Genomic DNA, 23,257 nt, shown 5'->3' on the forward strand with positions numbered 1-23,257 from the left:
CGGTGCCTGATTGTTGCCATTACAATGCGCGTATGACGATCTTTTCCTCTGCCGCCTGTCCGAGCCGGTTGATAAGCGGATAATGGAACGGGTTTGCGGAAATCTCGAACTGGTCGCCTGGCCCGGTCTTCACCCCTTCGGAGAAGGACAGTGTCGCCGTCCCGAAGAAATGGACATGAATATCGCCCGGACGGCGGAAGAGTTCGTATTTGAAATGATGGTGTTCCAGATTGGCGATGGTGTGCGACATGTTTGCCTCGCCCGAAAGGAACGGCTTCTCAAAAATCACCTCGTCACCGCGGCGGATGCGCGAGACACCTTCCACATGTTCAGGCAGTTCACCGACATAAAGCTCCGCCCCAAGCGATGCCTGCCGCAGTTTGGAATGGGCCAGCCAGAGATAATTCTGCTTTTCCGTCACATGGTCGGAAAACTCGTTGGCAAGGCAGAAACCCAGCCGGAAAGGCGTCCCGTCAGGGCCGATCAGATAGATGCCGGCCAGTTCCGGCTCCTCGCCGCCATCCTCCGCAAATGACGGCGAGAGAAATTCTTCGCCCGTTGCGACCAGCGCCGAGCCATCGCCCTTGTAGAACCATTCCGGCTGCACGCCGGTTTCGCCGGGCTTGGGCTTGCCGCCCTCAACCCCCATCAGGAACATGCGCATGGAATCAGTCGGCTTTTCAGCAGCCTGTGCCGCCTTGTGCATCTTGTCGCGGCCATCAGCGGAACCCAGATGGGTCAGCCCCGTACCGGCGACGATCATATGGGCCGGATCGCCATGGGTGACAGGCAGGCCGACACGGCCAGAGGCAATCGCTGCATCCAGATCGACAGTTTCGCCCTTGCCGTTGCGTGCTACCTGTTCGGCGAGGCTGATGCCGGCGGTGATCGCGGCCATAGCCAGCTCATAAGTTGTCGCAGCATTCTTTACGACATGGGCAACGCCATCGTCCCCACACGCGGCCACACGCGCTTCACCGCTCTCATCGCGAAACTGTACCAGACGTAACATCAAACCTCCTAAAAGCGCCACGCGCCACGCGCCACGCGCATAAGATCGCCCAAAACCAGTCAATTCAAGCGATTTTTACATAATCCATATTGCGTGCAAGCCAGCAACCTAGCTTCAATCCTGTAATTTCGCCAGCCTCGTTGCGATGGAATACAAGCTTCCATTCGCCGGGAGAGGGTGCGTCCATCGAACGCTGAACCGGCAGCAGCCAGACATCCGGACCGGCGCTGTAAAGCGGATGCATATCGCTTTTGCCTAAAAAACCTTCAAACGCTCCGTAGAATGCTCCCCCCTGCGCTACCAGAAGGAGATCGGTCTCAAGCTCGCTGCAATGATAGCGCCCTGCAATATCCTGCCGCACATCACCAGCAAGGCGCTTCATGTCGAGTTTCAGGTTCTCGCTTTCGCGCTCCAGGTAAATCAGATCGCCCTTGCGTCTGATTCGGGTGAGTTCCGAACCAGCCATGTCCTTGCCAGTCACATCCAGAGTTTCAGGACTGGTGCCGAACCGCGCCCTGATTTGTCCCCGTCCGGCATCGTCCAGTGTCAAAACCAGCCCGGTTTTCTCATCCAGCCACGAGCCGAACCAGCCCGCATCGGCCTCGGCCCGATGCACTTCATCGCACTTTGTCCCAAGAGCGATCTTCATCATTTTCAGCGCAGCATCGGAGGCTCCGCCTTCAAAATTGAACATGGCGATGGTCGATATGCGTTCGTCCGCGCAATGCCAGCGCTGGCAGCGCCAGCCGCGCAGCGCCCCGCCATGACCGGTCAGCCGGGCGTCGCCAGCCTGCTCGAATTTCAGGCCGAAGCCATAGGACGCGGGCATACCGTCCCGAAAAGTTTGTGGGCCGCTCAATCGCCGGTAAATCCCATTCTCCTCATCGCGCGTGGCATCGATAAACCACTCCCAGGCGATCATGTCATCGAGTGAAGCGCAAATACCGGCATCCCCCGCCCAATGAATCCGGTTTATGGCGGGCAGAAAGCCGCGCAGCGTATCGCCTTCATAGCCGGTGCATTCGGTAAACAGCGCAGTGTCGGGGATCAGTTCCGCTGTTTTCATCTCCGCAGGCGCAAAAATACGCTCGGATAGAAGCTCAACCAGCGACCGGCCCGTATGCTGCTCGATCAGATCAGCCAGAATACGGAAATTGCCATTGGAGTAGGAGTAATGCGTTCCGGGGGCAAAATGCGTGGTTTGCAAGCGCCGCAGCAGGCTTTGCGCCTCTTCCGGCAAGAACACGCCTTGCGGATCGGCGCCGCACAGAACCGTCAGCGCCCAGTAATCTCGAAGGCCAGACTGATTGTTGCAAAGGTCACGCACACTCGGGAGTTCATCGACAAATCTGTCCAGATAAGCCGCCAGCGCATCATCCAGTTCCTCCGGCGCACCGATAGCATCCAGCAGGACCGCGCAGGTGAACTGCTTGCTGATTGAACAGATCGGCATTCGCGTCTGCGCCGTCATCGGCGTGCGCGCCGCCAGATCGGCATAGCCCCATGCATGACGCAGGACCACTTCGCCATCCTTCACCACTGCTACCGCGCCGCCCGGTCCCTTATATTGCTGCGGAATGGTGCGGACAAAAGCTTCAACGGCGGAAAGATCAGATTGGCTCATTACAGACCCGGGCGACTCAGTTGACATTAATCAGTCGCCACGAGGCATTATTTCAGCCGATCGATCAAGGCCATCGCCGCGTGCGGGTTATGCGCCTTATAGCCGCTGATGACATAAAGATAGACATCGCGCGCAACATTATCCGAAACGGGCGGCGTTACCGTCTTCAACCCTTCCGGCGCATCTCCTGCACTAATAGACCTGACACATCCGGCCCATTGATCCAGTTGCTTGTCACTATAGCCGAGCGGTTCGCTTTCCTTTGTGCCCATGATGCGCAGATAGGCAAAGGACGCCGTCATGTCGGCAAATTGCGGAAATTTACTATCACCCGCAATAACCATTGCCACTTCATGTTCGCGTAGCAGCGCAATGAACTCGGGTGAGCCGAAACTTTCATGGCGCACCTCCACCGCATGGCGGACTGCACGTCCCTCAATGCTTTTGGGCAAAAGCTTGAGAAAAGCTTCAAAATCGTCAGGATCAAATTTCTTTGTCGCCATGAACTGCCAGTTGATGACACCGAGCTTGTCCTTCAACTCCATCAGCCCGCCGGTCATGAAACGCTCGATTCCCTCACCCGCTTCCGCAAGCACGCGGCGATTTGTCGAAAAGCGCGGTGCCTTGAGCGAAAAGACAAAACCGTCTGGTGTCTCGTCGCGCCATCGCGCAAAAGTCTGCGGCTTTTGCGGCCCGTAATAGGTGCTGTTGACCTCAATGGAGGCCAGCTTGCCGGATGCATATTCGAGCTGCCGCTTCTTGGAGAGTTTTTCAGGATAAAAGCTCTTGTCCCACGGCTCATAGGCCCAGCCGCCAATGCCTATCAGCCTATTGCCGGTTTTCTTGTCGCTCATTTCTCTCTCCATACCCCCACGACATGAGTTCATTAGCTTTGTTCATCATGTTTAAGCTGTATTCATTCTGTCCGCTATGCTGTTATCGGTATGTTTTACCGGAGGAGTAAACACATGACGGAAACAAAAGATCCCGTTGTGATCGCCAGCGCGGTCCGCACGCCGATCGGCAGTTTTCAGGGCGCACTCAAATCCGAAGCCGCAACGGCGCTCGGCGCGGTTGCCATCAGGCACGCGGTCGCGCGGGCAAAACTCACCCCCGACCAGATCGATGAAGTCATCATGGGCTGCGTGTTGCCCGCAGGACTTGGCCAGGCCCCCGCCCGACAGGCCGCGATTCATGCGGGCCTTCCGATCGATACTCCCTGCTCCACGGTGAACAAGGTCTGCGGTTCCGGTATGAAAACTATCATGTTCGGAACTGATCTCATTGCTGCCGGAAGCGCGAATATCGTGGTTGCGGGCGGCATGGAAAGTATGACCAATGCCCCTTACCTCCTCGATAAGGCGCGCGGCGGCTATCGGGCCGGACATGGGCAGATTTACGATCATATGTTCCTTGACGGCCTCGAAGACGCCTATGACAAGGGCCGCGCCATGGGAACTTTCGCGGAAGAAACCGCGCAGCACTATCAGTTCGCCCGCGAGCAGCAGGATGAATTTGCATTACGCTCCCTTTCGCGCGCGCTCAAGGCCACCGAGCAAGGCCGGTTCCGCAACGAAATGATCCCTATCGGCGATCTCGACCGCGACGAACAGCCGACCCGCGCCAAGCCCGAAAAAATCCCCTTGCTCAAGCCTGCCTTCCGCGAGAGTGGTACAGTTACGGCAGCCAATTCCTCTTCCATTTCCGATGGAGCTGCGGCAATCACGCTGATGCGGCTTTCCACCGCTGAAAAGATTGGTGCCGAGCCGCTTGCAATCATCCGCGGTCATTCAAGCCACGCGCAACAGCCCGCATGGTTCACCACCGCCCCGGTTGCCGCCATGACCAAGCTTTTCGAGAAAACGGGATGGGCTGCGAGCGATATCGACCTTTTTGAAATCAATGAAGCTTTTGCCGTGGTCGTCATGGCCGCGATGCGCGAACTTGATCTGCCGGCCGATAAGGTCAACATTCACGGCGGAGCTTGCGCGGTTGGCCATCCGATCGGCTGCTCCGGCACACGCATCGTCACCACGCTGCTTCATGCCATGCAACAGAACGGCCTCAAACGCGGCATGGCTTCCATCTGTATCGGCGGCGGCGAAGCCACCGCAGTAGCGCTCGAAGCGCTGTGACGGGGAATAAACCAGCTTGAAGCGGCGGCGCTGCCGTCAGGGGGATTGAAAACAGGAATGCACAAGATGACAAGAAACGGCAATATGCGCACCGGAGGCCAGATATTGGTGGATGCGCTGCGCATCCATGGCGTGGATCGCGTTTTTTGCGTACCCGGCGAGAGCTATCTCGCCGCACTCGATGCTTTTCACGACGTAAGCGATGAGATCGACCTCATTGTCTGCCGTCAGGAAGGCGGCGCTGCCTATATGGCCGACGCTTATGGCAAACTGACCGGAAAGCCCGGTATCTGCTTCGTCACGCGCGGGCCCGGCGCGACCAATGCTTCGGTCGGCGTTCATACCGCCTTTCAAGATTCCACGCCGATGCTGCTCTTCATCGGCCAGGTCGCCAGCGATCAGGTCGAGCGTGAAGCTTTTCAGGAAGTCGACTATCGCCGCATGTATGGCCAGATGGCCAAATGGGTGGTGCAGATCGATGACGTCGCACGCATCCCCGAACTGGTCAGCCAGGCATTCCACCGCGCCGTCAATGGCCGTCCCGGTCCTGTGGTGATTGCCCTGCCTGAAGACATGCTCACCGATCACTCTACAGTCAGCGATGCCCCCGCCTATAAGCAGGTCGAGATGCATCCGGGCGCAGACCAGTTGCAGCAGATGAAAGTCCTCGTCGAACAAGCCGAGCGCCCGCTGATGATTGTCGGCGGCGGCGGCTGGACAGCGGATGCAGCCCGCGATCTGCAAAAATTTGCAGAAAACATGTCGCTTCCGGTCGCAGCCTCCTTCCGCTGTCAGGATATTTTCGACAATGCCCATCCACTGTATGCCGGCGAGATGGGCACATCGATCAGCCCGAAACTGGCTGGCCGCGTTAAAGACGCCGACCTACTTGTCGTCGTCGGTGCGCGTCTGGGCGAAATGACCACGCAAGGCTATGAACTGATCGATATTCCGGTTCCCAAACAGAAGCTTGTCCATATCCATTCCGGCGCAGAAGAACTGGGGCGCGTTTATCATGCCGATATCCCCATCAATGCCAGTATGCCCGCCTTCGCCAAGGCTGCGGCGCCGCTTGCGCCGATCACCAGCCCCCGCTGGAAGGATTGGGCCGAAAGCGCCAATGCCGATTATCGCGACAATATGCAGACGTCCGCCATTCCCGGTGCAGTCCAGATGGGCGAGATCATGGAATGGTTGCGCGCGCATCTGCCTGCCGACGCCATCATCACCAATGGCGCGGGCAACTATTCCGCATGGCCGCACCGCTTCTATCAATATCGCACCTATCGCAGCCAATTGGCCCCGACCAATGGCTCCATGGGTTATGGCGTACCGGCGGCGGTCGCGGCAAAACTGACCGCGCCTGAACGTGCGGTCGTGGCCTTTGCCGGCGATGGCTGCTTCCTCATGAACGGCCAGGAACTTGCGACTGCTGCGCAATATGGCGCGAACGCCATTTTCATCGTGGTCAATAACGGCATGTATGGCACGATCCGCATGCATCAGGAGCGAACCTATCCGGGCCGCGTTTCCGGCACCGGCCTTGCAAACCCGGATTTCGCCGCCCTTGCGCGCGCCTATGGCCTCCATGGCGAAACGGTGGAAAAAACTGCCGATTTCGCGAGCGCCTTTGAGCGTTGCGAAAAATCCGGCAAGCCCGGCCTCATCGAAATCTGCATCGACCCCGAAGCGCTTTCACCCAAAATGACCTTGAGCCAGATGCGCGAACAAGGGCTTGCAAAGCAGCGCTGATATGTAAACCCCGGCAAAAACCGGGGTTTACATTCTCTACAACTCTCATCGAAGATAAACGTCATGCAGAAGCGAAAGGGAAAAAATAATTTAAAACAATAGAATAGGAAGAAATTTCTTTTCTGTGTCCGGGTGTATTTCTTCCGGCAAGACAATTTAGGGTAGACATTCCACTGCAAGTCGAAGATAACACCCGCCAATTATAGCGGGGGAAACGGCTTGAGATCTCTTAATTTATGGATAATCGGCTTCGGCTTTTTGGCATTGGCCACAAGCTGCGTATTCGCCTATTACGGTCATATGTACTAAGCGCAGGACAAAGGACTACAAAAGCTCTTCCGCGAGAAACGCCGAAGAAGAATCTCGCACCGCCTGTATCATGAAATCACTGATTACCCTTATGCGCGGCGCAGCCATGACGTCCACATGGCAGCTCATCCAGTACTCGCGCAGAAGGTGCAATTCTGTAGGCAGAACCGGTACGAGATCGGGATATTTGCCTGCAATGAAATAGGGCAGGACGCAAAGGCCATAGCCCGCCAATGTTGCATGCAACTGTGCATGAATGCTGGAGCTTTGATAGTTACAACGCTGTCCAGGCAGGATTTCGCGCATATAATCGAGGCCCGGCGTAAACACCATGTCGTCGATATAGCCGATGAACGGGTGTCCCAGCATGTCCTCGCGCGAGCGGATGGGCGGATGGCGCGCGAGATAATCGCAATGCCCATAAATGAAAAGTCGGTAGGGCGTGATCTTCTCACTATGATATGGCCCCGTTCGCGGCATATGCAACGTAATGGACAACTCCGCCTCGCGCTTTGACAGTGACATAATCTGCTGGATCGTCACCACTTCCACGGACAGGCCGGGATAGGTCTGCGCCAGCAGTGGCAGGCGTTCGCCCAGAAAAAAATTGCCGAATCCTTCAAGCGTCGATAACCGCACGACCCCGGAAAGGGCCAAGAGATTGCCAGTGGCCTCGGTTCGGAACTTCATGGCTTCCCGTTCCATGACTTCCGCAGGCCCCACAAGCCGCTCTCCCATCGGGGTCAGAAGATAACCGCGCGGATTACGCTCGAAGAGCTTCGTCGCCAGCGCCTGCTCCAGCCGGTCAATGCGGCGCAGCACGGTTACATGGCTGGTTCGCAATTGCCGGGCAGCACTCGAAAGCTGGCCCGTCCGCGCAACCGCCAGAAAATATTGCAGGTCGTCCCAGGTAAATTGCCGCACGGTTTTCTTTTCCTCCTCCGTAAACCTGTACATTTCCGCACAGACTGTGTTCAAAAATTGTTATTCTTGTACGCATTTGTCAATGCTACGCTTCTTCTGAAATGCTCGGCAGGAGGAAGTCCCGGGCGTCAGGCGGAGACTGAATTTCACAGGAAGGCGCTGCACGTTTTACGTGTCAGCGATAAAAAATTACCGGGAGGAAAATTTATGAAATGTCTCGCACTTGCAACGGCAGCACTTTTTGCGGCAACCGCCATATCGTCAGCAGCAGAAATTTCGGATGGCAAGGTCAAGATCGGCATTCTGAACGACCAGTCGGGAGTCTATGCTGATTTTGGCGGTAAGTGGTCCTATGAGGCCGCAAAAATGGCCGCTGAGGATTTCGGCGGAACGGTGCTTGATGCGCCGATTGAGATCATCACCGCAGATCATCAGAATAAGCCCGATGTCGCGTCCAATATTGCGCGGCAGTGGTACGATACCGAACAGGTCGATTCGATCATGGAATTGACCACGTCTTCGGTCGGTCTCGCAGTGCAGGCACTATCCAAGGACAAGAAAAAGATCACCATCAATACCGGCGCGGCAACGACCGAACTGACCGGCAAGCAATGTACGCCTTACGGCTTCCACTGGGCCTATGACACCCATGCTCTGGCGGTCGGTACGGGAGGCGCGATGGTCGAACAGGGCGGCGACAGCTGGTTCTTCCTCACCGCCGATTATGCCTTCGGCTATTCGCTCGAAGAACAGACATCGAAATTCGTCGAATCCAAGGGCGGCAAGGTTCTCGGCGCAGTGCGCCACCCGCTGGGGACGACCGACTATTCTTCATTCCTGTTGCAGGCACAGGCTTCCGGCGCCAAAGTCGTGGGCCTCGCCAATGCCGGTCTCGACACGTCGAACGCCATCAAGCAGGCTGCGGAATTCGGCATTGTCGCCGGAGGCCAGCGTCTGGCAGCCCTTCTCTTCACCCTCTCTGAAGTGCACGGGCTGGGCCTTCAGGCAGCGCAGGGCCTGACCCTGACCGAATCCTTTTATTGGGACCGTGACGATCAATCGCGCGAATTCGCCAAACGCTTTTTTGATCGCACCGGTCGTATGCCCAATATGATTCAGGCCGGCACCTATTCCGCCGTCACGCAATATTTGAAGGCCATCAAGGAAGCAGGCACGGATGAAACCGAAGCCGTTGCAAAGAAGATGCATGAAATGCCGGTCGAAGACGTCTTCGCGCGCTCCGGCAAAGTCACCCCCAATGGGCGCATGATTACGGACCTCTACCTGATGGAAGTCAAGAAGCCCGACGAGAGCAAGGCACCGTGGGATTATTACAAGGTTCTGGCGACCATCTCCGGCGATGACGCATATATCAAGCCTGAAGAAAGCGGTTGCCCGCTGGTCAGCCAATAAGGCCGGACGTATGAACGCGGCAATAGCACATAAGGCGGCTCTGCATGAAGCAGGGCCGCACACCGCTCCTCCACCTGCACAGGTGGTTCTTTCGGCGCGCGGACTTGGCAAATCTTTTGGCGGCTTCGATGCTGTCAAGAATGTCGATCTGGATGTTGAACACGCGCAGGTCCATGCACTGATCGGGCCAAACGGGGCTGGAAAGACGACTGTCTTCAATCTGCTCACCAAATTCCTGCAACCCACCAGCGGGGAAATCACGTTTCTGGGCGAAAACATTACCAGAATCGACCCGGCCAGAGTGGCGCGGATGGGCCTTGTCCGTTCGTTTCAGATCTCGGCCACCTTCCCGCATCTGACGGTGCTCGAAAACGTCAAGATCGCGCTGCAACGAACGAACGACCTGGCCACACAGTTCTGGCGCTCGCTTTCGGCGCTTGACCGGCTGGATGTGAAAGCCGTTGAGCTTCTGGAGCGAGTGGGCCTCGCCGATGCCCGCCATATGCAGGCCGCCGATCTTTCCTATGGCCGTAAACGCGCGCTGGAGATCGCCACCACGCTGGCGCTTGATCCCAAGGTACTGCTGCTGGATGAACCCATGGCTGGCATGGGCAGCGAGGATGTACGCACCATCGCCATGCTCATTTCCGATGTGGCACGCAACCGCGCAGTGCTGATGGTGGAACATAATCTCAAAGTGGTGGCCGATATCGCTCATCACGTCACGGTGCTGCAACGCGGCGAGATTCTCGCCTCGGGCGATTATGCAACCGTCTCGCAGGATGAGCGCGTGCGCATCGCCTATATGGGAACTGAACATGAATAAAGGCCAACCACTCCTATCGGTGCGCGGGCTCAATGCCTGGTATGGCGAAAGCCACGCTCTGCATGGTGTTGATCTCGATATCTGGCCGGGAGAAACAATCACGCTCGTCGGGCGTAATGGCGTGGGCAAGACCACGACCCTGCGCGCCATCATAGGCATCATCCGCAAGCGCAGCGGCTCCATCACGCTGGGCGGACACGACATTCTACATCTGCCCCTGCATCGTATTGCCCATGCAGGGCTTGGCTTCGTACCGGAAGAACGCGGGATATTCGCGACGCTCAACGTGCATGAAAACCTCCTCCTGCCGCCCGTCGTTTCAAAGGGAGGCATGACGCTCGATGAAATTTACGACCTGTTCCCCAACCTTTATGAACGGCGCAACAGCCCCGGCACAAAGCTTTCGGGCGGTGAACAACAGATGCTCGCCATTGCGCGGGTTCTGCGCACCGGAGTCAAGGTGCTGCTGCTGGACGAGCCGACAGAAGGACTTGCTCCCGTCATCATCCAGAGGATCGGCGATGTGCTGGTGGAACTTAAAAAGCGCGGCATGACCGTTCTTCTGGTCGAGCAGAACTTTCGTTTTGCCGCGAAGGTCGCCGACCGCTTCTATCTCATGGACCATGGCGTGGTGACTGAGAGTTTCCCAACCGAAGAATTGTCGGTCCGCATGGCGGCGCTCAACCAGGCGCTGGGGGTTTGATATGACGATGATCTTTGGCATTCCCGTACAGGCCCTGCTCGGGCAATTGCTTGTCGGTCTCATCAATGGCTCGTTCTATGCAATATTGAGCCTTGGCCTTGCGATCATTTTTGGCCTTTTGCGCATCATCAATTTTGCCCATGGCGCGCAATATATGCTGGGCGCATTTGTTGGCTATCTGCTTTTGAGCTGGTTCAACATCGGCTATTGGCCCGCGCTCATTCTCGCGCCGATTGTCGTCGGGCTGGGCAGCGCCATTATCGAGCGCCTCACGCTCGCAAGGCTTTACAATCTCGATCCACTCTATGGCCTGCTGTTCACCTTCGGTCTCGCGCTGGTGATCGAAGGTACGTTCCGCTATTATTATGGGGCCGCAGGCCAACCCTATGCGGTACCCTCTTCGCTGGCGGGCGGTCATAATCTCGGTTTCATGTTCCTACCCAATTATCGCGGCTGGGTGGTCGTCGCGTCACTGATCGTCTGCATTGGCACCTGGCTGCTCATCGAAAAGACCAAGCTGGGCGCCTATCTGCGTGCAGCTACCGAAAACCCAACGCTGGTCAAGGCGTTCGGCATCAATGTGCCGCTGCTTTTAACCTTCACCTATGCACTCGGTGCGGCCCTCGCTGGTTTTGCCGGTATTCTGGCCGCCCCGATCTATCAGGTCAGCCCTCTCATGGGATCCAACATCATCATCGTCGTCTTCGCCGTGGTCGTGGTGGGCGGTATGGGATCGATTCTGGGCGCCATCATCACCGGCTATCTGCTGGGTCTCGCCGAAGGTCTGACCAAGGTTTTCTACCCGGAAGCCTCCAGTATCGTCATCTTCGTCATCATGGCCATCGTCCTTCTGGTTCGACCCGCCGGACTGTTCGGGAAGGAGGCCTGACATGGCTGATACGGCACTCAATACCACCGGCACCAGACATGAGGAAAAAAAACCGGCAATTAACAGCCTGTCGGCAGTCATCCTCGGTATCGCCGTGATCGGGCTGATCGCAGCACCCTTCGCGGTCTATCCGATCTTCCTGATGAAAATGCTGTGCTTTGCGCTCTTCGCCTCAGCCTTCAACCTGCTGCTTGGCTATACCGGCATTCTCTCATTCGGCCACGCAGCCTTCTTTGGCGGTGCCGCTTATGTCACAGCCCATGCGGTCAAGGAATGGGGTGTCCCGCCTGAAATCGGCATAATTCTGGGCGTGCTGGCCGCGGGAGTTCTCGGCCTCGTCATTGGCTATCTCGCCATTCGCCGCCAGGGCATCTATTCGACCATGATTACGCTGGCGCTGGCACAGATGTTCTTTTTCTTCTGCCTGCAAGCACCTTTCACCCACGGCGAAGACGGCTTGCAGGGCGTGCCGCGAGGTTATCTCTTCGGCTTCATCGATCTCAACCAGCCGATGAATATGTATTATCTGATCCTCGCCCTGTTCGTTCTAGGCATTTTCGCCATCTGGCGGATTATCAATTCGCCCTTCGGCATGATTATGAAATCGGTACGCGAAAACGAGAACCGCGCCATTTCTCTCGGCTATTCGGTCAACCATTACAAGCTGGCGGCCTTCGTCATGTCGGCGGCGCTTTCCGGTCTGGCGGGTGGCATGAAAGCGCTCGTCTTCCAGTTTGCAACCCTCACCGATGTCGGCTGGCAGATGTCGGGCGAAGTGATCCTTATGACCCTTCTGGGCGGCATCAGCACGCTGATCGGACCAATTATCGGCGCAGCTTTCGTTGTTGCATTGCAAAACTACCTCGCAACCTCCGATTTCCCGGTCACGATCGTTACTGGCCTGATCTTCATGGCATGCGTTCTCCTCTTCCGAAGAGGAATCATAGGGGAGATTTACGCATCGCGGCTTGGAAGGAAACTGTTCGGCTAACCCATATTCCGGGAGCCGCTCGCACGCTCGATACGGTCCCGCTTTTACTGGATATAGACTTATGACCGACACCTACGATTACATCATCGTTGGCGCGGGTACGGCGGGCTGCGCCCTTGCAAACCGCCTTTCCGCCGACCCCAACCACTCCGTATTGCTGCTGGAAGCGGGAGGAAAAGACAATTACGCCTGGATTCATATTCCCGTCGGCTATCTTTACTGCATCGGCAATCCACGCACCGACTGGTGCTTCACGACAGAGGCCGAACCCGGTCTCAATGGCCGGGCGCTCGGCTATCCGCGCGGCAAGGTTCTGGGCGGCTGTTCCTCAATCAATGGCATGATCTATATGCGTGGGCAGGCCCGCGACTATGATCTTTGGCGGCAAGCAGGCTGCGAAGGCTGGGGCTGGGGCGATGTGCTGCCTTACTTCAAGAAATCGGAGGATTATTACGCCGGAGCCGATGAATTACATGGCACGGGCGGCGAATGGCGCGTGGAAACGGCACGACTGCATTGGGATATTCTCGATGCTTTCCGCGATGCAGCAGTCTCGGCCGGCATTCCAGCCATTGATGATTTCAATCGCGGCGACAATGAAGGTGTGTCCTATTTCAAGGTCAACCAGAAGCGCGGCATTCGCTGGAACAGCGCCAAAGCTTTTCTTCGCCCGGCGATTGCACGCAAAAACCTGCGCGTGGAAACGGGCGCGCATGTGCGCCGTATAGAGATTGAGGACCTGCGCGCAACCGGCGTCACTTTCGACCAGAACGGAACGACGCATACGCTAAAGGCCCGTCGCGAAGTCATCCTTGCCGCAGGCAGTGTCGGCTCCCCCCATATTCTCGAACTTTCGGGAATTGGCCGTGGCGACATATTGCAACAGGCCGGAATCGCGGTCATCCTGGAGCGCAATCAGATCGGCGAGAACCTGCAAGATCATCTGCAATTACGCTGCGCCTATAAAGTCACAGGCATCCCCACGCTCAACGAGAAAGCGAGCAAGCTTGTCGGCAAAGCGATGATCGGGCTTGAATATTTTCTGCGCCGTTCCGGTCCCATGTCGATGGCTCCCAGCCAGCTGGGCGTTTTCACCCGCTCCGATCCGGCCTACGAAACCGCCAATCTGCAATATCACGTACAGCCCCTCAGCCTCGAAAAATTCGGCGATGCGGTTCACCCCTTCCCGGCCTTCACCGCCAGCGTCTGCAACCTGCGGCCCGACAGTCGCGGCTCCATCCATGCCGCATCGCCGGATCATCGCACCCAACCGGCAATCAGGCCGAACTACCTTGCCACGACAAGTGACCGCCGCGTTGCTGCCGATGCTATTCGCCTCACCCGCCATATTGTGGCGCAGGCGCCCTTGCAGAAATATCGACCCGAGGAATTCAAACCCGGCCCGGATTACGAGACTCAGGAGCAACTGGAAAAAGCGGCGGGCGATATCGGCACCACAATTTTCCATCCTGTCGGCACCTGCCGGATGGGCAGCGATCCGGACGCCGTGGTCGATCCTCGCCTGCGCGTGAACGGCATTCGGGGGCTGCGTGTGGCCGATGCTTCCATTATGCCGTCAATCACTTCCGGCAACACCAATTCGCCCACACTGATGATCGCCGAAAAAGCGGCAGTGATGATTTTGGCAGACAATTATTGAGACCGGCTATCCTGGGAGGAACAGGATTTTCATCAAGCCGGACCCGTGAAATTTCCATCCCTTCTGGCGATAGCTGGCGCAATTTGACATTCAATACTTTCCGGTTTGCGAAATAATTTTCCTTGTTTCTTGGTTTATAAACGGGAATTATCGGCAACAGGGTGGGAACCGGGGCAAGATCATTTCATCGATCCGTTTTCAGGGCCTGCCAGCAGCTCTCTATATGCAAGGAAAAAGAAATGTCGTCAGTCCTTTCCCGTTACTCACTGACCCGCCGCGCTGGCCTGAAGGCCGCTCTGTTCACGGCGGCTGCACTGACTGTCGGCTTTGCCGCTGTGCCGGGCCATGCGGAAGACAAGACCATCAAGGTCGGCATCATGGGCGGCGAAGACGAAGAAGTCTGGAAAGTCGTTGCCGAAGAAGGCAAGAAGCATGGCCTCAACATTGAGCGCGTGATCTTTAATGACTATAATCAGCCGAATGAAGCATTGGAACGCAAGGAGATCGATGCCAACGCGTTCCAGCACAAACCCTATCTGGACGAGCAGATCAAGCAGCATGGCTATAAGATCAGCGTCGCCGGCTACACTGCCGTTTGGCCGATCGGAATCTATTCACGCAAGGTAAAAAGCCTTGATGAACTCCCGGAAGGCGCGGTCGTGGGCATACCGAATGATCCATCCAACGAAGGGCGTGCGCTACGCGTTCTCGAAGAGAAGGGCCTCATCAAGCTCAGCCCCGATGCAGGCATTCTCGCAACGCCGATCCATATTGTCGAAAATCCCAAGAAACTTGAGGTGAAGGAACTCGACGCCGGCGTGGTTGGCCGTTCCGTCGACGATCTGGACGCCGCCATCGTCAACAATGACTGGGCTGCCAAAGCCGGCCTTGAAAAGGCGGATGCCATTGGCTGGGAATCCAACGAAAACAATCCCTATAACAACTTCATCGCCGTGCGCACTGAAGACGCCGATAAAGAATGGGTGAAAAACCTCGTCGCCTCATTCCAGAACGATGCCGTCAAGGCAGAACTCGAGCGCGCCTACAAGGGCACCGGCATTCCAGCCTGGAACTAAGCATCCTTAATGCTTGCGAGGCCGCGCCGGAAAGTATTTCCGGCGCGGCTTTTGTTGACGGATGTATAAAAATTGCCCAAAAGCATCCCCCATGGCTTTCGAATAATCTGGCAACAGCTTTGAGGAGCCATAAAGGCATTGTCGTTCATTAAAGCAGAAGAAAAACCGTGACCAGTCAACCGCCCACCATAGCCTCCGGCCCCATAGTCGAAATGAAAGACGTGTGCCGAATGTTCGGGCAGACAGCGGCGGTCGACGGCATTTCGCTCTCAGTGGCACGGGGTGAAATTTTAGGCATCATAGGCCGCAGCGGCGCGGGTAAATCCACGCTGATCCGCTGCATCAACGGTCTGGAAAAACCGGACGCGGGGTCCATCCGCATTGAGGGCCAGGAAATCACCGGCCTTACGGAAAATAGCCTGCAACCAGTGCGCCGCCGCATCGGCATGGTGTTTCAGCACTTCAACCTGCTATCCGCAAAAACCGTGGCACAGAACATTGCCCTGCCGCTGAAAATCGCAGGGCTGCCGAGGACAGAACGCAAAAAACGCGTAGCAGAACTGCTCGAACTGGTCGGGCTTTCCGACAAGACTGACCATTATCCGGCGCAGCTTTCAGGCGGACAGAAACAGCGCGTCGGCATTGCACGCGCCTTGGCAGCCGAACCTGCAGTCCTGCTTTCCGACGAAGCAACGTCGGCGCTCGACCCCGAAACCACGCAATCTATTCTGGCGCTGCTCAAGGACATCAACACCAAGCTTGACCTCACTATTCTGCTGATCACCCACGAAATGGACGTGATCCGCCGCATTGCGGATCGTGTAATCGTGCTTGACCATGGCGGCATCGCCGAAGAAGGCCCGGTGTGGAAAGTTTTCGCCAACCCGCAAGCGCCGGTGACGCAAAGCCTGCTGCATGTTCTGACGCCGGGATTGCCTGCCTCATGGCGCGAACGGCTCATGAGTGAAAGAAGCGATCGGGCCATCCTCAGAATCAAGCTTTCGGGCCAATCCGCCAAAAACGCTTTCTTCAACGGCATAACGGCTGCGACCGGCCTTGACGTGCAACTGATCCACGGCGGCATGGACACAATCCAAGGCGAGCCGGTTGGCACCTTGTTCGTGGCATTGCCCGCGCGCGATGCCGCAAAACTCGATGCCGCAATCGGCTATATCAATACCCATGCAGACGCCACGGAGGTACTCGGCTATGTCTCAGGCAATGCTTGATCTTCTCTGGCGCTCCTTCTGGGAGACTATCATCATGACAGGCTTCTCAAGCCTGATCTCGCTTGTGGTCGGCCTGCCGCTGGCGCTCATCATGATCCTGACGGAACGGGGCGGCCTTGCGCAAAATCTCGCAGTCAATAATATTCTCGGCGCGCTCATCAACGGTTTCCGTTCCGTGCCGTTCATCATCCTGCTCGTGGCGCTTATTCCGGTCACGCGCTTCATCGTCGGCACGTCAATCGGCACATGGGCTTCGATTGTGCCGCTTTCCATCGCCGCAATTCCCTATTATGCCCGTATAGCAGAAGTCTCGTTGCGCGAAGTGGATAATGGCCTCGTTGAGGCTGCCCGCTCAATGGGCGCAAACCGCTGGACGATCATCCGTGAAGTCCTGGTCCCCGAAGCGCTGCCCGGCCTCGTCGCAGGCTTTACCGTCACTGTCATCACGCTGGTCGGCGCATCAGCCATGGCAGGCGCTATTGGCGCGGGCGGTCTTGGCGATCTTGCAATACGCTATGGCTATCAACGCTTTGAAACGAATGTGATGATCGCCGTGGTCATCATTCTTATCATCATGGTGTGCGGCATACAGTGGGCGGGAGACCGCCTTGTGAGCCGCCTCGACAAACGTAACCTACGCGCGTAAAAGCCTCAGCGCTGCCTTTGGCGAAAACCAGCCTCCAACGTGTTGCCGTCCGGGTCGAATACGAGAGCGGCAAAATACCCCATTTCCGGGGGGCCCTGATAGGAGGGCGCATCGCTTTCCCTGCCGCCGCTATCAAGGGCGGCATGGTGGAACGCTTCCACAGCCTCACGGCTTCCAGCGGTGAACATCAGATGCAGGCGATTTCCCGGCTTTGCATCACTCGCGTTGTCACCAGCTTTCGATTTCCCATGAACCCATAGAAAAGGCACCGGAGCCCTTTCGCCGCCGCTGACAAAGAACCCCTTGTCAGAATGGGCAATGACCGCCAGTCCAAGCTTGGGCATGCAGGTTTCATAGAATGAAAGGCTGCGGCGCAAATCTCTGCTTTGAAAGCCGATATGATCGAAGAGCGACATAAGATATATTATATGTCGGGCCGCAATAAAGGAAAGTCGCGTCCCTGTATTTGTAGGGATGCTCAACCTCGCGTACGCGCCAGGCCATCCTTTGCCGGCTGATATTTCGGATCGAGTTGTACTGCGCGTGAATAGGATTTGGCCGCCTTGGCCTTGTCGCCGCGCTGCTCATAGACAAGCGCCTGATTAGCCCAGCTTTCCGCGAGGTTCTTGTCAAGATTGATGGCCGTGTTGAAATCGTCAAAGGCATTATCATAATCACCCAGAGCGACATAGGAAATGCCGCGGCCATTATAGGGTTCGGGGGCATTTGAGTTGAGAGAAGCTGCCTTGGAGAAATCCTCTATGGCCCGCCGATGGTCCCCCTTGGCCTGATAAATCAGGCCGCGATTGTGATAAGCACGCCCATCGGTGGTTTGCAACGCAATCGCTTGATTGAAGTCGCTGAGCGCCTGATCCAGACGCCCTGCCAACCGATAGACATTCCCGCGCCCGATATAGGCGGCGTCATATTGCGGATTGATCTGGATCGCGCGGCTATAATCCTGCACCGCCTTGCCGCTGTCGCCCATATAGCGATCAACCAGCGCGCGATTTGCATAAGCCTGATAGAAATTCGGATTAAGCGCGATGGCCTGATCGAAATCCTTGAGTGCGTCACGATAACGCCCTGCCCTGCCATAGGCCGAGCCACGCACATTATAGGCTTCCGGGTCGCGCGGATTGCTCTGGATCACGCTTGTAAGTGATCTGATATTTTCAGTAGAGCCCTGCGCACGATCGATGGAACTCAATGCCGTATGCATGGAAGAACTCTGACAGCCCGCGATTGCGAGCACCAGAACCCCCGATATGGCCAGCAGGCTGTTACGGGCCGTTCTGGACATCGCCATGGCGGAATGTCCAACATCGGTCTTCCGAGGCGAATACGTCATCTTGAAGCACGTTGGCAATTACTGCGTTCCTCTCTTTGACCGAAACCCCGATAAATCTACATGATTTTTCGCATCCGGCGCTAAAACTTTAATGAAAATCTGAAATCAAGGAAAGCGGCAAAATCCGGACATGCAAAAACCGGCGCAGGCCATAAGCCGCACCGGTAAGCAAAAGGGCGCTGTTTGTGCAGCGCCGATCTCTCGTCAATCAACGAGCTGCGGTACGACCGCCGCCGATCAAACCTTCACGCTGCGCGCGCTTGCGAGCGAGCTTGCGGGCGCGACGCACCGCTTCAGCCTTTTCACGGGCGCGTTTTTCGGATGGCTTCTCATAATGACCACGCATCTTCATTTCGCGGAAGATACCTTCGCGCTGCATCTTTTTCTTGAGAGCGCGGAGAGCCTGATCAACATTATTATCGCGGACGAGTACCTGCACGTGTAATTCCGTTATCGGTTAGAATTTCGGTTAAGCCTGAGGCGGTCGGGGGTCTTTAACGGTTTCCAGTTAATCGAGTCAACTGGCCAACCCCCAAGGGCTCCCAAGCTTCGCAACGAAAACGCTGCAAATTGGTGGTGGCTATTATCAGATCGCCCCTTCCCTGTCCACCTCCAGATGTAATTTTGCCCGCCCTTGCAGGCAAAAAATCATCTCATATCGATTTATGATGGCTGGCAAGCGTTGAATGGGTTATGCAGCATCCACTTTTCGCACAATTTGGCCTCATTGCTTCCCCATGGGAAACAATCAGCTATTTCGCAATAATCCACAGTTCCCTCGATTCTTTTTGTTAAAATATGCATCTTCGCAAGCGACTCGTCATACAATTCACAGGCTATGAGGGCCTGCATCCCAAGGCAGTGCGCATACGCCATGCGCAGGCATTGCGGGATTTCGACCGGCTATGGAACGCGAAAACAAAGCTCCCCCCCATGACCGACGAGCCAGATGATTGCGGCAGCCTGCAAGTGACAACGCGAGGCAATGGTTGGCAGACCGAAACGGAATTCTGCCAGTTCGGCACAGCGGATATTTTCGATGATTATGCGGCGCGCTCGACGCCAGCACGCATGTTCACGGGCCTGCGCGCTTTCATGAACATTCTTTTCACCGGCACGCTCTGGCGCTACCTGATAACGAGTTGGCGCTTCGTGCTGTTCTTTCTATGGCCGTTTCTGCTTTCGCTCGCCCTGCTTGCCATAGCCGCTCTGATAGCTGCGGCCCCCATGCTTGCAGGGTTTTCGTCCTGGCACCTTTTATGGTCCTGCCCGCTGGCCCTTTTGGCGGCTATGCAGCTTGTCCGCAAGCCCGGCGATAAAATGTTCATGTCCTATCTTCTTGATGACTGGTCCGCCGCTTTCGACCGCATCTATCATCGCAATGAACAACTGAAGCGACGGCGCAAGGCTTTCGCGGAAGCACTCAAACGCAAGCTCGCCGATAGCGACGCCGATGAGGTCGTCATCGTCGGCCATAGTCTCGGTACTGTCCCGGCGATTGAAGCGTTGGCTGATGTCCAGCGCGAGCGCCCCGATCTTCTGCAAAAAAAGCCTGTCTCGCTGCTCGCCATCGGCTCCTGCCTCTTGATGATCGCCTTGCATCCCAAGGCAAAATCCCTGCGTGAGGATGTGCGCGTCGTTCTTAACGAAAGCCCTGTCTTCTGGTCCGAATTTCAGACCCTGACGGACATCATCCATTTTTATGGTTCCGATCCGGCGAAAGCGCTCAATATTACGACCGCCAATCCGCCGCTCATCAACCGTATCCGCTTCAAGAAGGTGCATAGCGAGAATCGCTACAAACGATCCAAAGGAAACTTTTTCCTGATGCATCTGCTCTTTCTACGCGGCGCAGAGAAGAAGAATTTTTACGATTTATGCATGTTCCTGCACGGGCCGTTCTTTTTTCGCGATCTGATGACCGCTCATAAAGATAAAGCCGCCCCTCTCGACGAAGAAGGGCGGCTGTAAGATCCGTAGGGTTGAAAAATCTATGCTTGTGGCGGCTCGACCACGGCGATTGTCAGCCACGTCGCCGTAAGTGCAGGCTTCAGCGAGTTTTCGACCTCCAGCGTCACATCGTAATGATTGACCACACGACCTGACGGACGGATATCTGCATTTGCCAGCTTGAAGCGGGCACGCACGCGTGCACCGGTCTTCACCGGCGACATGAAACGCACCTTGTCGAAACCGTAATTAATCCCCATCGTGGCGCCTTCCAGCATCGGCAGCGCTTCAAAGGCAAGCGTCGAAAGCAGGGACAGCGTCAGAAAACCATGCGCAATGGTGCCGCCAAAAGGCGTTTCCTTTGCAGCACGCTCCGGATCGACATGAATGAACTGATGATCGTCGGTCGCATCCGCGAACTGATTTATCATCGCCTGCGTGACTTCACGCCACTCAGAGCACCCAACTTCCGTACCGATTGCCTGGCGCAACTGGTCGAGCGTAATTGCGTCTTTCATTCACTGAAACTTTCTGCTGAACTGATATTCACTTTTTATCCATTAAAGACAAGACAGCAAGACCGCAGATCAGGCTGCGACAAGTATTTCCCGCGCTATATCATCCCAATCTCCGAAAACCTGCCGTGCGCCCTTTGAAGCGAGCTTTTCCGCATGACCTTCATAGGTATGACCGCCTCCCGTATAACCAAAAGCCGTCATGCCCGCAGCAACTGCGCCCTCAACGCCGAAGGGCGAATCTTCGATCACGACGCAGCGCGCAGGGTCGACCCCCATCTTTTCCGCCGCAAACAGAAACAGGTCCGGCGCAGGCTTGCCGCGCTTCACCATGCTGGAGGAATAAACCGCTTCGCCGAAATAATGATCGATCCCGGTTTTCTTCAAACTGAAAGCAATACGTTCGGGCTGGGACGACGACGCAACGCAGCGTTTTTGCGAAAGGGGTTGCAGAAAATCTGCAATGCCTTTGGTCGGTTGCAATTGTTCGGCAAAGAGGAGTTTTGTTTCGGGCCAGAAATGGCTGTCAGCGCCGTCCGGCAGGCGGTGACCCGTCCTGTCTTCGATCATTCGCATGATATCGGCCTGTTTCATCCCGATGCCGCTGGCGACGATCCCCTCGGGCAGCGCCATTCCATGATTGGCATAGACCTGCTCGAAAGCCCGGCAGGAAAGCGGCTCGCTGTCGACCAGAACACCGTCACAATCGAAAATAACGAGGTCGAAGGGGGGTAAATTGCTCATGAGAACTCCACGGACATGATTATTTTGTCGCGCCGATTTGGGATGCGCGTCCATATCGCTTGATATAGAGACTGATTGTCCATTACGCATCTATATCAACATAAGCGTGACAAAATTATCGCCCAAAGACGGCGTACGGATTTTGCGGAGATTTTTATGACGACAAATGTGGCGCTGGTCGGCCTGGCGCGTGACTTGGCTGCACGAGCGGAAACCGGCAAGCCCATCCGCATCGGCCTTATTGGCGCGGGCGAAATGGGTACCGATATCGTCACGCAGGTTGCGCGTATGCCGGGTATTGAAGTCGGCGCGCTCTCCGCGCGACGTCTGCCCAATACTTTCAAGGCCGTGCGCACTGCCTATGGCGAAGACGGGCATGCGCTGGAAGCAGCCAATGAAACCGCAATGACCCGCACCATCGAAAGCGGCAGGATTGCAGTCACCGGCGACAATGATCTCATTCTCTCCAATCCGCTGATCGATGTGGTGATCGATGCAACCGGCATTCCGGAAGTCGGCGCGCAGACCGGCATCAAGGCGATCGAGCACGGCAAGCATCTGGTCATGATGAATGTCGAAGCCGATGTCACCATCGGCCCCTATCTCAAGGCGCAGGCGGACAGGCAGGGCGTCGTCTATTCGCTGGGCGCGGGCGACGAACCTTCATCCTGTATGGAACTGATCGAATTTGTTTCGGCTCTGGGCTATGAGGTCGTTTCCGCCGGCAAGGGCAAAAATAATCCGCTCAATTTCGACGCCATACCCGACGATTATCAGGAAGAAGCAGACCGGCGGAACATGAATGTGCGGCTGCTGGTGGAATTCGTCGATGGCTCCAAGACCATGGTTGAAATGGCGGCTATCGCCAACGCCACCGGCCTTGTACCCGATGTTGCGGGTATGCACGGACCACGCGCAGCCATTGGCGAGTTGAGCAGCACATTGATCCCGCAACAGGATGGCGGCGTGCTGACGAAAAGCGGCGTCGTGGATTATTCCATCGGCAAAGGCGTGTCTCCGGGTGTCTTCGTTGTCGCGAAAATGGATCATCCTCGCCTGATCGAGCGTCTGGAAGATCTGAAAATCGGCAAAGGCCCTTATTTCACTTTCCATCGCCCCTATCATCTGACGTCGCTTGAAGTGCCGCTCACAGTCGCCCGCGTGGTGCTTCATGGCAAAGCCGACATGGTACCACTGCCCAAACCCGTTGCCGAAGTCTGCGCCGTCGCCAAGAAGGACCTGCACCCCGGCGATCAACTCGATGCCATCGGCCAATATTGCTATCGTTCATGGATCATGACCGCCGCCGAAGCGCGTGCTGCCAAAGCTATCCCCTGCGGCCTGCTCCAGAACGGAACCGTCACAGCGCTCATCAAAAAGGGCGAGCTCATCACCTATGCCAATGCCGCCCCGCAACCCGGTTCAAAAATCGCCGAGCTGCGTGCCTTGCAGGACAAGATGATTTACGGCTAGACCTCAATTAATTATCCAATCAAAAAAGGCGGTTC

The 23,257-nt window shown here is 56.4% G+C and carries 22 protein-coding genes; 13 read left to right on the top strand and 9 right to left on the bottom strand.

The window, feature by feature from the left end:
- Positions 1-19: 19 nt before the first annotated feature.
- From araD1 to KUG47_RS11470, 3 genes are all read right to left on the bottom strand, one after another.
- Positions 20-1,012, bottom strand: a complete 993-nt coding sequence (gene araD1 / locus KUG47_RS11460) for an AraD1 family protein (protein WP_217678093.1) — start codon at positions 1,010-1,012, stop codon at positions 20-22.
- Between the two features lie 64 nt (positions 1,013-1,076).
- Complete coding sequence (locus tag KUG47_RS11465) at positions 1,077-2,636, bottom strand: D-aminopeptidase (RefSeq protein ID WP_217678094.1); 1,560 nt, start codon at positions 2,634-2,636, stop codon at positions 1,077-1,079.
- Between the two features lie 47 nt (positions 2,637-2,683).
- A complete protein-coding gene (locus KUG47_RS11470) occupies positions 2,684-3,490 on the bottom strand; it encodes a DUF72 domain-containing protein (RefSeq protein WP_217678095.1) in 807 nt (268 codons plus the stop codon).
- A gap of 114 nt (positions 3,491-3,604) precedes the next feature.
- On the opposite strand from KUG47_RS11470, the gene KUG47_RS11475 reads away from it, so the two are divergent.
- Both KUG47_RS11475 and KUG47_RS11480 read left to right on the top strand, forming a co-directional pair.
- Positions 3,605-4,771 (top strand): acetyl-CoA C-acyltransferase, encoded by a 1,167-nt coding sequence (locus KUG47_RS11475; protein ID WP_217678096.1) that lies wholly within the window; start codon positions 3,605-3,607, stop codon positions 4,769-4,771.
- A gap of 66 nt (positions 4,772-4,837) precedes the next feature.
- Positions 4,838-6,523, top strand: coding sequence for a thiamine pyrophosphate-binding protein (locus tag KUG47_RS11480; RefSeq protein WP_217678097.1), 1,686 nt, complete (start codon positions 4,838-4,840; stop codon positions 6,521-6,523).
- A 324-nt stretch (positions 6,524-6,847) separates the two neighbouring features.
- Here the strand turns inward: KUG47_RS11480 and KUG47_RS11485 are convergent, their stop codons facing one another.
- The gene (locus KUG47_RS11485; protein WP_217678098.1) at positions 6,848-7,756 is read right to left on the bottom strand and encodes a LysR family transcriptional regulator; all 909 of its coding nucleotides are present in this window, start codon (positions 7,754-7,756) and stop codon (positions 6,848-6,850) included.
- A gap of 207 nt (positions 7,757-7,963) precedes the next feature.
- Here KUG47_RS11485 and KUG47_RS11490 point away from each other — a divergent pair, with 207 nt between their 5' ends.
- The 9 genes from KUG47_RS11490 (at position 7,964) to KUG47_RS11530 (ending at position 17,189) form a co-directional block, all read left to right on the top strand.
- Entirely contained in the window at positions 7,964-9,169 is a 1,206-nt protein-coding gene (locus KUG47_RS11490) for an ABC transporter substrate-binding protein (protein WP_217678099.1), read from the top strand.
- Positions 9,170-9,179: 10 nt separating this feature from the next.
- Positions 9,180-9,995, top strand: a complete 816-nt coding sequence (locus KUG47_RS11495) for an ABC transporter ATP-binding protein (protein WP_217678100.1) — start codon at positions 9,180-9,182, stop codon at positions 9,993-9,995.
- Entirely contained in the window at positions 9,988-10,698 is a 711-nt protein-coding gene (locus KUG47_RS11500) for an ABC transporter ATP-binding protein (RefSeq protein WP_217678101.1), read from the top strand. The genes KUG47_RS11495 and KUG47_RS11500 overlap by 8 nt, the downstream gene beginning before the upstream one ends.
- Position 10,699: 1 nt before the next feature.
- Positions 10,700-11,587, top strand: coding sequence for a branched-chain amino acid ABC transporter permease (locus KUG47_RS11505; protein ID WP_217678102.1), 888 nt, complete (start codon positions 10,700-10,702; stop codon positions 11,585-11,587).
- Position 11,588: 1 nt separating this feature from the next.
- Positions 11,589-12,578 carry a branched-chain amino acid ABC transporter permease gene (locus tag KUG47_RS11510; RefSeq protein ID WP_217678103.1) on the top strand — a complete coding sequence of 330 codons (990 nt, stop codon included), beginning with the start codon at positions 11,589-11,591 and terminating at the stop codon, positions 12,576-12,578.
- Between the two features lie 61 nt (positions 12,579-12,639).
- Positions 12,640-14,238 carry a GMC family oxidoreductase gene (locus KUG47_RS11515; RefSeq protein WP_217678104.1) on the top strand — a complete coding sequence of 533 codons (1,599 nt, stop codon included), beginning with the start codon at positions 12,640-12,642 and terminating at the stop codon, positions 14,236-14,238.
- 239 nt (positions 14,239-14,477) lie between these two features.
- On the top strand, positions 14,478-15,314 hold the full coding sequence (locus KUG47_RS11520; RefSeq protein ID WP_217678105.1) for a MetQ/NlpA family ABC transporter substrate-binding protein: 837 nt from the start codon (positions 14,478-14,480) through the stop codon (positions 15,312-15,314).
- Positions 15,315-15,526: 212 nt separating this feature from the next.
- Positions 15,527-16,543, top strand: coding sequence for a methionine ABC transporter ATP-binding protein (locus KUG47_RS11525; protein WP_217678183.1), 1,017 nt, complete (start codon positions 15,527-15,529; stop codon positions 16,541-16,543).
- A complete protein-coding gene (locus KUG47_RS11530) occupies positions 16,524-17,189 on the top strand; it encodes a methionine ABC transporter permease (RefSeq protein WP_217678106.1) in 666 nt (221 codons plus the stop codon). The genes KUG47_RS11525 and KUG47_RS11530 overlap by 20 nt, the downstream gene beginning before the upstream one ends.
- A 5-nt stretch (positions 17,190-17,194) precedes the next feature.
- On the opposite strand, the gene KUG47_RS11535 is transcribed toward KUG47_RS11530, so the two are convergent.
- The 3 genes from KUG47_RS11535 to rpsU form a co-directional block, all read right to left on the bottom strand.
- Positions 17,195-17,605, bottom strand: a complete 411-nt coding sequence (locus KUG47_RS11535; RefSeq protein WP_217678107.1) for a VOC family protein — start codon at positions 17,603-17,605, stop codon at positions 17,195-17,197.
- A 62-nt stretch (positions 17,606-17,667) separates the two neighbouring features.
- Complete coding sequence (locus KUG47_RS11540; protein ID WP_254799513.1) at positions 17,668-18,498, bottom strand: tetratricopeptide repeat protein; 831 nt, start codon at positions 18,496-18,498, stop codon at positions 17,668-17,670.
- Between the two features lie 250 nt (positions 18,499-18,748).
- A complete protein-coding gene (gene rpsU, locus KUG47_RS11545; RefSeq protein WP_007876315.1) occupies positions 18,749-18,979 on the bottom strand; it encodes a 30S ribosomal protein S21 in 231 nt (76 codons plus the stop codon).
- Between the two features lie 359 nt (positions 18,980-19,338).
- Here rpsU and KUG47_RS11550 point away from each other — a divergent pair, with 359 nt between their 5' ends.
- Entirely contained in the window at positions 19,339-20,511 is a 1,173-nt protein-coding gene (locus tag KUG47_RS11550) for an alpha/beta hydrolase (RefSeq protein WP_217678109.1), read from the top strand.
- A gap of 20 nt (positions 20,512-20,531) precedes the next feature.
- Here KUG47_RS11550 and KUG47_RS11555 read toward each other — a convergent pair whose 3' ends face one another.
- Together KUG47_RS11555 and KUG47_RS11560 are read right to left on the bottom strand one after the other, a co-directional pair.
- On the bottom strand, positions 20,532-21,008 hold the full coding sequence (locus KUG47_RS11555) for a MaoC family dehydratase (protein WP_217678110.1): 477 nt from the start codon (positions 21,006-21,008) through the stop codon (positions 20,532-20,534).
- Positions 21,009-21,077: 69 nt separating this feature from the next.
- The gene (locus tag KUG47_RS11560; protein ID WP_217678111.1) at positions 21,078-21,749 is read right to left on the bottom strand and encodes an HAD family hydrolase; all 672 of its coding nucleotides are present in this window, start codon (positions 21,747-21,749) and stop codon (positions 21,078-21,080) included.
- 156 nt (positions 21,750-21,905) lie between these two features.
- Between KUG47_RS11560 and KUG47_RS11565 the strand changes: the two genes are divergently transcribed.
- Entirely contained in the window at positions 21,906-23,222 is a 1,317-nt protein-coding gene (locus KUG47_RS11565) for a 1-deoxy-D-ribulose 5-phosphate reductoisomerase (protein WP_217678112.1), read from the top strand.
- Positions 23,223-23,257: the final 35 nt, after the last annotated feature.

Source organism: Falsochrobactrum tianjinense, from assembly GCF_019100495.1.
In the GTDB taxonomy this organism is placed as follows: domain Bacteria; phylum Pseudomonadota; class Alphaproteobacteria; order Rhizobiales; family Rhizobiaceae; genus Brucella; species Brucella tianjinense.